The following is a 624-nucleotide window of genomic DNA, read 5'->3' as shown; positions in this document are numbered from 1 at the left end:
ATGATTTAGCTATAGCAGATTACAATCAAGCTATTCAATTAAATCCGCAATATTCATATGCTTATTATGCACGCGGTTTTGCTCTTGCAAAACTAGGAAGCAATCAAGAAGCAATATCTAATTTTAAATTATTTCTTCAATATGCTACTCCTGGTGATAGTTTTATTGAAACAACAAAACAACTTATTCGAAAACTTGGTGGAACAATCTAATTTTTAATAAAAGTAAGCCTATCCCTCCATCTGACGAGGAAGTATCAAGTAATACTGTTGTTGCTGGCGCATAGTGTCCAGAAATAGACTGTGTTAGTTGTCCAAATGCTGCCGGAAATGCTGACCAACAGTCCCGGCAGCAAATGAAACTGCCAATTAAACTAGTTCTCCCTGAATCACCAGTTTAACCATATGGTCGTCAATAATCCTGCGTCCGTTTTGCGAACCATAGAGTAGGCAATGTGTACATGCCTTGTTGACAAGACGGGCGGCTCCGCTTGAGAAACGGTAAATTTCATCAATAGCCCCATCCGAAAAGATATCCCGATCGGCACCTGCATAAGCCAGGTGCTTTTTCATATACTCCCCAACCTGCGAGCGATCGAAGTGTGGCAGTCTGCACTGAATGTCG

General features: G+C 41.0%; 1 protein-coding gene and 1 pseudogene. One reads left to right on the top strand and one right to left on the bottom strand.

Going from position 1 to position 624, the window contains the following annotated elements; genetic code table 11:
• Window positions 1–212: tetratricopeptide repeat protein (locus B9A22_RS08125; protein WP_139796216.1), on the top strand; the 212-nt coding region annotated here is incomplete at its 5' end.
• 156 nt (window positions 213–368) lie between these two features.
• Here the strand turns inward: B9A22_RS08125 and B9A22_RS08120 are convergent.
• Window positions 369–624 (bottom strand): annotated as a pseudogene (locus B9A22_RS08120) (AAA family ATPase); the annotation flags it as partial.

The sequence above is a fragment of the Sporomusa malonica genome (assembly GCF_900176355.1).
In the GTDB taxonomy this organism is placed as follows: domain Bacteria; phylum Bacillota; class Negativicutes; order Sporomusales; family Sporomusaceae; genus Sporomusa; species Sporomusa malonica.
The sequence above is the reverse complement of the archived record's forward strand: the minus strand, read 5'-3'. Positions and strand labels throughout refer to the sequence as shown.